This is a genomic window from Pseudomonas sp. GW822-FHT01E03 (assembly GCF_058802985.1).
Map to the genome: position 1 here is coordinate 13048 of NZ_JBXAOQ010000013.1, position 10569 is coordinate 23616.

A 10569-nucleotide genomic window follows, 5' to 3' on the forward strand; every position below is an offset into this window, starting at 1 on the left:
TCAGCCCTTTTTGGTGAACGGTCGTTTGGGCGCTTCGCCGCGGGTCTCATCTTGAGTCACTTGGCGATACCAGAGTTCGTGGTGTTTCCTGGCCCAGCCGCGGCTGACCCTGCCGTGCAACATGGCGCTGACCGAGCCCTTGATCCAGATGCCGGCATAGATGTGCACGATGATGCTCAGGATCAGCACGAAACCGGCCAGCGCATGCAGCAACATCGCCCAGCGTATCGTGGTGATGCCGAAATACTCGCTGAAGTACGCACGCCAGATCACTAGCCCGCTGAACAACAGCACCAGCATGCACAGCAGTAAAGTCCAGAACAGCAGCTTCTGCCCGGGGTTGTATTTGCCGATGGGCGGGACGCCCTCCTCTTCATTTTTCATCACCCGATCGATGCGCCTTAGCCACAGGCGATCATTGGCGATGAAGTAGTTGGCGCGCCAGAAGCGAAACACCAGGCCGAGGAACAGCACGAACATCAGCACCCCCATGAACGGGTGCAGGATGCGCGTCCATGGTCCGCCGCCGAACAGGTTGCTCAGCCAGAACAGCGCCGGGTGGAACAGCGCCAGCCCGGACAATCCGGCCATGAGGAACAGAATCGCCACCAGCCAGTGATTGGTGCGCTGGTTGCTGGTGTAGCGCAGGATCGTCTTGTCGCTCATGGCCTGCCCTCCCCTCGGGGATCGAAGGTGTGCACCGATGGATCGACTTCGTGCACGGCGTTGTCCGGCGGCTCCGGATGTTCATCCTCTTCGACGATTTGCGGGCCGACGCGCACGTAGTGGAAGAACCCGGCCAGCACCGCCGCGCCCATGGCCAACAGTGCCAGGGGTTTGCTGATGCCCTTCCACAGCCCTACCAACGGACTGATCGCCGGGTGATCGGGCAAGCCGGCGTACAGTCTTGGCGTATCGGCGTGGTGCAACACGTACATCACGTGGGTACCGCCGACGCCTTCGGGGTCGTACAGGCCGGCGTTTTCAAAGCCCCGGCTCTTGAGGTCGACGATACGCTCGGCCGCATGTTCCTTCATGTCGTCCTTGGAGCCGAACACGATGGCACCGGTCGGGCAGGTTTTCACGCAGGCCGGCTCCAGCCCTACCGCCACCCGGTCAGAGCACAAGGTGCATTTGTAGGCCTTGTGATCCTTTTGCGAGATCCGTGGAATGTTGAACGGACACCCGGTGATGCAATAGCCGCAACCGATGCAATGATCCTGATCGAAATCGACGATGCCATTGGCGTGCTTGATGATCGCCCCCGGGCTGGGGCATGCCGCCAGGCAGCCGGGCTCGGCGCAATGCATGCAGCCGTCCTTGCGGATCAGCCACTCCAGATTGCCGGCGTCGGTCTCGTGCTCGGTGAAACGCATCAACGTCCAGGTTTCTGCGGTGAGATCCTGAGGATTGTCGTAGGTGCCATGGTTATGGCCGACCTCGTCACGCAACTCGTTCCATTCCGAGCAGGCGACCTGGCAGGCCTTGCAACCGATGCATTTGGTGGTGTCGATCAGCTTGGCGACTTCCTCCATGCCGCGCACCGAGGGCGCAGGTGTGGTGGTGGCCGAGCGGGCAATGATGTCTTGGCTGGCCATTTAGACTTTCTCCACGTTGACCAGGAATGACTTGGATTCCGGGGTCTGAGTGTTGCCATCGCCGAGGAACGGTACCAGGGTGTTGGTCAGGTAACCGTGGCGCGTGAGCCCGGTGAACCCCCAGTGCAACGGAATGCCGATCTGGTGCACCACCTGATTATTGACCTGCAGCGGACGAATCCGCTTGGTCACCACCGCCACTGCCTCGATGAAGCCGCGCTTGCTGCTGACCCGCACCCTGTCGCCAGCGACGATGCCTTTTTCCTTGGCCAGCACTTCGCCGATCTCGACGAACTGCTCCGGTTGGGTAATCGAGTTGAGCTTGCAATGCTTGCTCCAGAAGTGGAAATGCTCGGTCAGCCGGTAACTGGTCGCGGCGTACGGGTAATCCTTGGCCACGCCGAGGGAATCCCACACCGAATCGAAGATCCGCGCCGCCGGGTTGCTGGTGGCTTTCTTGTTTTGCGGGTGCAGCGGGTTGATGCCGATCGGCGTCTCGAACGGCTCGTAGTGCTCGGGGAACGGGCCTTCGTTCATCTTGTCGACGGCGAAGAATCGCGCCACGCCCTCGGGGTTCATGATGAACGGATTCATCCCCGCTTCCGGCGGCACGTCGGCCTTGTAGTCCGGCACATCGGTGCCGGCCCAGGTTTTACCATTCCACCACACCAGGCGTTTTTTCGGATCCCACGGCTTGCCTTGCAGGTCCGCCGAGGCGCGGTTGTAAAGGATCCGCCGGTTGGCCGGCCAGGCCCAGGCCCAGCCTTGATGCTGGTGCATGCCGAACGGATCGTTGTTGTCGCGCCGCGCCATCTGGTTGCCCAGTTCAGTCCAGCTGCCACAGAAAATCCAGCAACCGGACGCCGTGCTGCCATCGTCCTTGAGCTGGCCGAACCCGGCCAGTTGCGCATTGGCCTTGATCGCCGCGCCCGTCGCGTCGGTGAAGTCCGTGGTGGCGGAGCCGTTGATTTCCTTGGCCAGTTCTTCCGGCGAAGGTTCCTCGGGGATCTTGTACGGCCACGACAGTTTGAGCATCGGGTCGGGGTATTTGCCGCCATTGGCCTGATAACGCTGACGCAGACGTATGAACAGCTCGCTCATGATGCGGATATCGGTCTGCGCTTCACCCGGTCCGTCGGCGCCCTTCCAGTGCCATTGCAGCCAGCGGCTGCTGTTGACCAGCGAACCGTCCTCTTCGGCAAAGCAGGTGGTGGGCAGGCGAATGACTTCGGTCTGGATGTCGGCGCTGTTCACGTCGTTATACGGCCCGACCTTTTGCCAGAACTCCGAGGTCTCGGTGGCCAGCGGATCCATCACCACCAGCCATTTCAGCTTGGCCAGCGCCGCCATCACCCGGTTCTTGTCGGGCAATGCGGCAATGGGGTTGAAGCCCTGGCACATGTAGCCGTTGACCTTGCCCTGCCCCATCAGGTCGAACACCTTGAGGATGTCGTATTGGGGAATGTCCAGTTTCGGCAGGTAGTCGTAGGCCCAGTTGTTCTCGGCCGTGGCGTTGGCGCCGTACCAGGCTTTCATCAGGCTGACGTGGAATTTGCCGTAGTTCTGCCAGTAAGACAGTTGCCCCGGACGCAACGGCTTTTGCGTGCGCTTGACGATGTAGGCGTTGTAGTCCTGTTCGGCATCGCCGGGTAGCGTGAGGTAGCCCGGCAGTGAGTTAGATAGCAGCCCCAGGTCAGTCAACCCCTGGATGTTGGAGTGCCCGCGCAAGGCGTTCACGCCGCCGCCCGGCATGCCGACGTTGCCCAGCAGCAGTTGCACCATCGCCGCGCTGCGAATCATCTGCGCGCCAATCGAGTGCTGGGTCCAGCCCAGGGCATAGAGGATGGTCATGGTCTTGCCCGGTTTCGAGCAAGTGGCGATCTCCTCCCAGATTTTCTGCATGGCATCGACCGGCATGCCGCAGATCTGGCTCGCCAGTTCCTTGGTGTAACGGCTGTAATGCTGCTTCATCAATTGATAGACGCAGCGTGGGTCCTGCAGGGTTGGGTCGACTTTGGCAAAACCGTCTTCACCGAGCTCATAGCCCCAGCCGGACTTGTCGGTGTAAAGGCGCTTGGCCGCGTCGTAGCCGCTGAAGATCCCGTCCTCGAAGCCATAGCTGGCTTTGACGATGAACGACACGTCGGTGTAGTTGCGCACGTATTCGTGCTGGATCTTGTCTTCGGTCAGCAGGTAATTGATCAGCCCGCCCATAAAGGCAATGTCGGTGCCGGTGCGAATCGGCGCGTAATAGTCGGCCACCGAGGCGGTCCGGGTAAAACGCGGGTCGACCACGATCAGCCGCGCCTTGTTGTGAGCCTTGGCTTCGGTCACCCATTTGAAGCCGCACGGATGCGCTTCTGCTGCGTTGCCGCCCATCACCAGGACCAGATTCGCGTTGGCGATATCGGTCCAGGTATTGGTCATGGCACCACGGCCGTACGTCGGGGCAAGACTTGCCACCGTCGGGCCGTGTCAGACACGCGCCTGGTTATCGAACCCCAGCATGCCGAGACTGCGCACCACCTTGTGGGTGATATAGCCGGCTTCGTTGGACGCCGCCGATGCCGCGAGGAAACCGGTAGTCAGCCAGCGGTTCACCGTTTGACCCTCGGCGTTCTTCTCGATGAAATTGGCGTCGCGGTCGGCCTTCATCAGGTCCGCGACGCGATCGAGCGCTTCATCCCAGGAGATGCGGGTCCATTCGGTGCTGCCGGGTTTGCGTACCTGCGGGTATTGCAGGCGGCCGGGGCTGTGAATGAAGTCCAGCAGGCCTGCGCCTTTAGGGCAAAGGGTGCCGCGGTTGACCGGGTGGTCGGCGTCACCTTCGATGTGGATGATGTTTTGCGCGACATTCTTCGCCGTATCGCCTTGGCTGTACATGATCAAGCCGCAACCGACCGAGCAATACGGGCAGGTGTTGCGGGTTTCATGGGTGTGGGCGAGCTTGAAGTGACGCACCTGTTCGGCAAAGGCAAGCGTCGGGGCCATGCCCAACGCACCCAGGCTAGAGCCTGCAAGGCCGATGCCGGCGACCTTGAAGAACTGACGACGGCTGAGATCCATCGTGCACTCCTGATCAGGTGGAACCCGGTACATGGCCGGGCTTTTTCGAACAACCACGGTCGCGGCAGTCTGGCTGCCGACACTACAAACTGTAGTCAATGCTGTCGAATTCACCATGACAGCCGACCGTCGGCCCTCCAGACACTACCCACTGTAGGAGCGAGCTTGCTCGCGATGGTGTATCAGCTGAGTGAGTGTCGACTGACACTCCATCGCGAGCATGCTCGCTCCTACAGGGGGTTGGCGATTATCATGGCGCCATAACCAATCTGCCGTTACGAGACCCCGCATGACTTTCGATTTTGATCAGGTGTTCGACCGCCACAACACCGGCAGCACCAAGTGGAGCCGCTACCCCGCCGATGTGTTGCCGATGTGGGTCGCCGACATGGATTTCGCCGCGCCGCCGATGATCATCCAGGCCCTGCAAAAACGACTGGAACACCCGATGGTCGGCTACAGCGTGGCCCAGGATGACCTGCGCGAGGCAATCGTTGCCGACCTCTGGAACAAGTACGCCTGGCGCGTCGAGCCCCAGGAGCTGATTTTCCTGCCGGGCGTCGAGTCCGGCTTCAACATGGCACTGAAGGCACTGGTTCAGGCGCCACAGAATGTCGTTGTGCAGGTGCCGAACTACCCACCGCTGCGTCATGCGCCCGGGCATTGGGGGCTGAACAAGGTCGAACTGAATTTCGATGCGCAAGCCGACGGCACCTACACCACGCCGCTGGATACCCTGAGCCAATCGCTGCAAGGTGGTGGCGCACTGCTGCTGAGCAACCCGCATAACCCGCTGGGCAAGGCCTTCCCCCGGGCAGAGCTGCAAGCCATTGCCGACATTTGCCTTGAGCATGATGCCTGGATCATTTCCGACGAGATCCACGCCGAGTTGTGCTTCGACGGCCGCCAGCACATTCCGATGGCGACCCTGAGCCCACAGGTCGCCCAGCGCACCATCACCTTGATGTCGGCGAGCAAGGCCTACAACATCGCCGGCCTGAAGACCTCCTTCATGATCATCCAGGACCGCCACCTGCGCGAGAAGGTCAACCACGCCCGTTGCGGCATGGTCGACAGCGTCAATCCGCTGGGCATGGAAGCCACCCGCGTCGCCTACAGCGAAGCCGCGCCATGGCTCGCCGAGCTGAAGGTCTACCTGCAAGGCAACCGGGATTACCTGGCCGAGGCCGTACACACCCGCCTGCCGGGCATCACCATGAACCTGCCGCAAAGCACCTACCTGGCGTGGCTCGACTGCACGGCACTGGGGCTGGACGACCCGCAGCAGTTTTTCCTCGAACAGGCCAAGGTGGGTTTGAGCGCCGGCCTGGACTTCGGCAATGGCTGCAAACAGTTCGTGCGCCTGAACTTCGGCTGCCCACGGTCGCTGCTGGAAGAAGGCATTGCGCGGATGGAGCGCAGTTTGCGCCATCTCAAGGCCTGACCCGCCCCTCTAGCCGTAGCCTATCCCCTTGTGGGCGTGAGCCTGTTCGCGATGGCGTTTTGTCAGTCGGCAATGATGTTGCCTGACACGGCGCTATCGCGAGCAGGCTCACTCCTTCAGGTAATAATTGAACCGATGCAGCCCTTCAATGCTCAACAGCCTATAGCCCTGCACTGACGGTTGTTTCGGGATCTGAGCCATGAGTTTCGTTGCCTGGGTGGCGGTGTTGGGCGCGGTGTTGCTGACCCTGGCACTGACTTCGTCGTACCTGCGCTGGATGCCGGTCACCACTTCGGCGGTGTGCCTGGTCCTGGGCATCGCCATCGGGCCGGCGGGCCTGGGTATGCTCAGGCTGGATATCAAGGAGGCGGCGTTCTGGATCGAGCACCTGACGGAAGTCGCGGTGCTGTTTTCATTGTTTGTCTGCGGGCTCAAGCTGCGACCTCCTCTTCGTGATCGCCGATGGCGAGTGGCGTTCGTCCTGGCGGGACCGGTGATGGTGCTGACCATTGTCGGCGTCTGCCTGCTGCTGCATTTCGCTTTCGGACTGGCGTGGGGGCCGTCGCTGCTGATCGGGGCGATACTGGCTCCGACCGATCCGGTCCTGGCCTCGCTGGTTCAGGTCAATGACGCCAAGGATGATGATCCGGTGCGGTTCGGGCTCTCGGGCGAGGCAGGACTGAACGACGGAATCGCTTTCCCGTTCGTGATTCTGGGACTGTTGTTTTTGCAGCAAAACGGCAGCTTTGGCAGCGGTCTGGATGACTGGTTTTTCAAGCGCCTGTTGTGGGGCGTGCCCGCCGGACTGCTGACCGGTTACTGGATGGGGCGCGGTATTGGTCACCTGACATTATTCATGCGCATCAAGAATGCCGATAGCACGTTTTCCCCCCAATGACTACCTTGCCCTGGCCTTGATCGCACTGGCTTACGTCGTGGCCGAAACCATCGGCGGTTACGGGTTCCTCTCGGTGTTTGCCGCCGGCCTGGGCTTGCGCCGGGCCGAGGTCAGGACAAGCAGTGACGCCCACACACCGGCCGAACACCTGGTTCAAGCGGTGGTCGGTCATCAGCATGTCGAACCCGAGGCGGCCGTGCTCGGCAATGTGGAGCACCTGGAAGACACGCAAGTCGCCGCCGGGATCATGATGGGCGACATGCTGTCGTTCGGCAGTCTGGTGGAACGGGCCATGGAAGTTTTTCTGGTCACCTTGCTCGGTATTGTGCTGATCGCGCACTGGGACTGGCGGGCGTTGCTGGTCGCGTTGGTGCTGTTCGGGATGATTCGCCCGCTGACGGTCTGGCTGATGCCATGGGGTTCGCTGCTCAATGGCCCGCAACGCTGGTTGATTGGCTGGTTCGGAATTCGCGGCATCGGGAGTTTCTACTACCTTTTCTATGCCTTGAACCACGGTCTGCTGCCCTCAGTGGCAACGGTGTGTGCCGACCTGACGCTCTCGGTGGTCGCCCTGAGCATTCTGGTCCACGGCATCAGCACCCAGCCGATGCTTGCCCGCTATGAACGGCATAACCGCCGCGTCACTTCATCGCCAAGGCAATGACTTCCACCAGGTTGAGCTGGGTAAAGGGTTTCGACAAACGAGGTAGACGCGCGGCAATGCCTTCCAGGCGTTCGGCAAAACCGGTGGCGAGGATGATCGGCACGCTCGGTCGCATGAGCCTGATGGCGTTGGCCAGTTGCGCGCCACTCATCTGTGGCATGGCCATGTCGGTGATCACCAGATCGATACCCGGTTCACTGCCGAACAGCTCCAGCGCCCTGGCTCCGGAAGGCGCACTGATGACCCGGTGCCCGAGGTCCTCGAGCAGCAGACTGGTGCTGGTCAACACCAGACTGTCATCGTCCACCACCAGTACGCACAGGCGGGGCACTTCCACGGTCTGCGTTTGCGCTACAGGCTCAGCCACCGAACCCCGGGTGGCAACCGGCAACCACAACTCGGCCGTCGTACCCTGATCCTTGTTGCTTTTGAGGATGAAGCGCCCACCCAATTGCTCGATAAAACCGTGGACCATCGATAACCCCAGGCCCGTACCTTTACCGACGCCCTTGGTGGTAAAAAAGGGGTCCATCGCCGAGGCCAGCGTGGTTTCATCCATGCCCTCGCCGGTATCGGCAATGTTCAGGCAGACATAACGCCCCGCGGCCAGGGATGAGGCGCCGCCGGTGACCTCCTCGGTCCTGGCACTGAAGATGATGGTCCCGCCGTGGGGCATGGCGTCGCGGGCGTTGGTCGCCAGGTTCAGTACGGCCAGTTCCAGTTGATTGATGTCCGCCATCACCGGTTCAAGATCCCCGGGAAAGCGTGTTTCGACTTTCACCGAAGGCCCCAGGGAGCTGCGCAATAGCCCGGAAATGCCTTCCACCAACGCCGGTATCCGCACAGGTACCGACTTGAGCTCCTGGCGTCGGGCAAACGCCAGCATGCGCTGGGTCAGGGATACACCGCGCAAGGCACCTTGGGTGGCGTTGTCGATCAGGCGGGTTATTTTGGGGTCATCCGTCACCCGTTTGCGCACGATTTCCAGATTGCCGAGGATCACCGTCAGCAGGTTGTTGAAGTCGTGGGCGATCCCGCCGCTGAGCTGGCCGATGGCCTGCATTTTCTGCGCCTGGAACAAGGCCTCACGGGTTTGCTCCAGCGCCTGCTGCGCCTGGGTGACTTCAGTGATGTCCCGGGTGATCTTGGCAAAACCGAGCAATGTGCCGGTGTCGCCCCAGATCGGGTCGACGATGACATGGGCGAGGAACCGCGTACCATCCTTGCGCATCCTCCAGCCCTTGTTTTCAAAGCGCCCTTCACGAACGGCGATATCCAGCGTCCGTTGTGGCTCGCGGGCATCGCGATCCTCCGGGGTGTAGAACATCGAAAAATGCTGGCCAATGACCTCTTCCGGCAAGTAACCCTTGATGCGCTGGGCGCCGGGGTTCCAGTTGCTCACCCGGCCGTCCGGGGAAAGCATGTAGATCGCATAGTCGGTAACGCTCTGCACCAGCAGGCGAAACTGCTGCTCGCTTTGCTTGAGGACTTCCTCGGCCATTTTGCGATCGGTCAGGTCCCGGGTGATCTTGGCGAAACCGAGCAACGTGCCCGACGGGTCGAAGATCGGATCAATGACCACATGGCACCAGAAATGCGTGCCGTCCTTGCGCACCCGCCAGCCTTCGCCCTCGAAACGCCCTTCACGAATCGCCGTGTCCAGTGCCCGCTGGGGCAAGCCGGCACGGCGATCGTCATCGGTGTAGAAACGCGAGAAATGCTGACCGAGGATCTCGGCCTCCTCGTAGCCCTTGAAACGCCTGGCGCCGGCGTTCCAGCTGGTAATGATGCCGTCGGGATCAATCATGTAGATCGCATAGTCGATCACTGCATCGATCAACAGGCGAAAGCGCTTGTCCTCAACGGTACTCGGCCTGTTTCGATCCTCGCTCATTGAGTTCTCGCGTCATGATTGTTTTTCTGGAGTATGAGACAAACTGCCAATTTGGAAAGCCATGACTGCGGCAGTTTGCTTCATAGCCTGCAATCCCGGCTTAGCGATACACGTATTTGGTGATATAGGAGTAAAGGTCGTTGTAGACAAAATCGGGAACCTGTTTGTCATATTTGCTGGTTTTAAGCAGCTGCAGATGACATTCCCTGACCATCTCGTCACGCTCCTCCATCGAATAGACGGACCTTCTGAGGATAGTGTCATAGGCCCTGTACGCATATGGCAGCAACGTTGAAACTTCGTTCAAATTCCCATTTGGGTCCAGGGTATAGGTGCTGTGAGCACGCAGTACCCGTTCGCTCAGCGTGCCCAGACCGCGCTCGTACAGGAAGATTTGCGACCCACTCACTGTCTTTGCGATGAACTCGAACGCAACGAGAACCGCAGGGGCGTTACTGATGCTCGACTCGAGTCTCGAATAGCTGACAAACCGTTCCATCTCCTGCTTTTCCAGGCTGGAGAATGCTCTTTTGATGCTGGATAGATGGGCGAACGCGTGATTGCAGCCCACGACATGGACTTCGAGTTGATAACCGGGAACAAATTTTGCCAATCCGGCAAAACCGATGTCATCGAACGCGCACTCCATGATGATGTTGCATCTTTGAGAAAGCGCGTTGGCGAAGATTTTCTCACCGAGCTCCCTGGCAAACGCTTCTGTATGTTCGTAGGCGTGCAAAACGCCGAGCTTGATCATGTCGGCGTAATGCGGGTGTTTTTTTCGATATTCAGGCAGGTACAGTCGAATGTAGTTCCCGTAATTTCCGGATGGCAGCAAGCTTTTTTCCAACAAGTAAGTCTTGCCCGAGCCCTCCACTCCGGCGGTGATCAGCAACTTTGGGATGGCTTCAGCAGTTTTGCCGACGAAGAGCGCAGGGAAGATCTCGTCGAACGCCTTGATCACGTCGTCTGAGGAATAGTTGTATTTCGGTGCTTCTGACATAC

6 protein-coding genes and 1 pseudogene are annotated in these 10569 nt (G+C 60.2%); 2 read left to right on the forward strand and 5 right to left on the reverse strand.

Annotated features, from left to right (window positions below):
* Genes AC1RP7_RS23470 through fdnG form a run of 3 tightly spaced genes read right to left on the reverse strand, consistent with a single transcriptional unit; the run spans nucleotide 1 to nucleotide 4664 of the window.
* On the reverse strand, nucleotides 1–666 hold the full coding sequence (locus tag AC1RP7_RS23470) for a formate dehydrogenase subunit gamma (RefSeq protein ID WP_493180916.1): 666 nt from the start codon (nucleotides 664–666) through the stop codon (nucleotides 1–3).
* Nucleotides 663–1598 carry a formate dehydrogenase subunit beta gene (gene fdxH, locus AC1RP7_RS23475; RefSeq protein WP_057714811.1) on the reverse strand — a complete coding sequence of 312 codons (936 nt, stop codon included), beginning with the start codon at nucleotides 1596–1598 and terminating at the stop codon, nucleotides 663–665. Before fdxH ends, AC1RP7_RS23470 begins: the two co-directional genes overlap by 4 nt.
* Complete coding sequence (fdnG, locus tag AC1RP7_RS23480; protein WP_493180917.1) at nucleotides 1599–4664, reverse strand: formate dehydrogenase-N subunit alpha; 3066 nt, start codon at nucleotides 4662–4664, stop codon at nucleotides 1599–1601. It abuts the gene before it with no gap.
* Nucleotides 4665–4953: 289 nt separating this feature from the next.
* On the opposite strand from fdnG, the gene AC1RP7_RS23485 reads away from it, so the two are divergent.
* Nucleotides 4954–6108 carry a MalY/PatB family protein gene (locus AC1RP7_RS23485; protein WP_154909072.1) on the forward strand — a complete coding sequence of 385 codons (1155 nt, stop codon included), beginning with the start codon at nucleotides 4954–4956 and terminating at the stop codon, nucleotides 6106–6108.
* A 199-nt stretch (nucleotides 6109–6307) separates the two neighbouring features.
* Nucleotides 6308–7670: pseudogene (locus AC1RP7_RS23490) on the forward strand (cation:proton antiporter).
* Here AC1RP7_RS23490 and AC1RP7_RS23495 read toward each other — a convergent pair.
* Together AC1RP7_RS23495 and AC1RP7_RS23500 are read right to left on the reverse strand one after the other, a co-directional pair.
* Nucleotides 7648–9564 carry a hybrid sensor histidine kinase/response regulator gene (locus tag AC1RP7_RS23495; protein ID WP_492587078.1) on the reverse strand — a complete coding sequence of 639 codons (1917 nt, stop codon included), beginning with the start codon at nucleotides 9562–9564 and terminating at the stop codon, nucleotides 7648–7650. The pseudogene AC1RP7_RS23490 and the gene AC1RP7_RS23495 overlap by 23 nt on opposite strands.
* A gap of 100 nt (nucleotides 9565–9664) precedes the next feature.
* A complete protein-coding gene (locus AC1RP7_RS23500) occupies nucleotides 9665–10567 on the reverse strand; it encodes a zeta toxin family protein (RefSeq protein WP_057714805.1) in 903 nt (300 codons plus the stop codon).
* Between the last annotated feature and the right edge of the window lie 2 nt (nucleotides 10568–10569).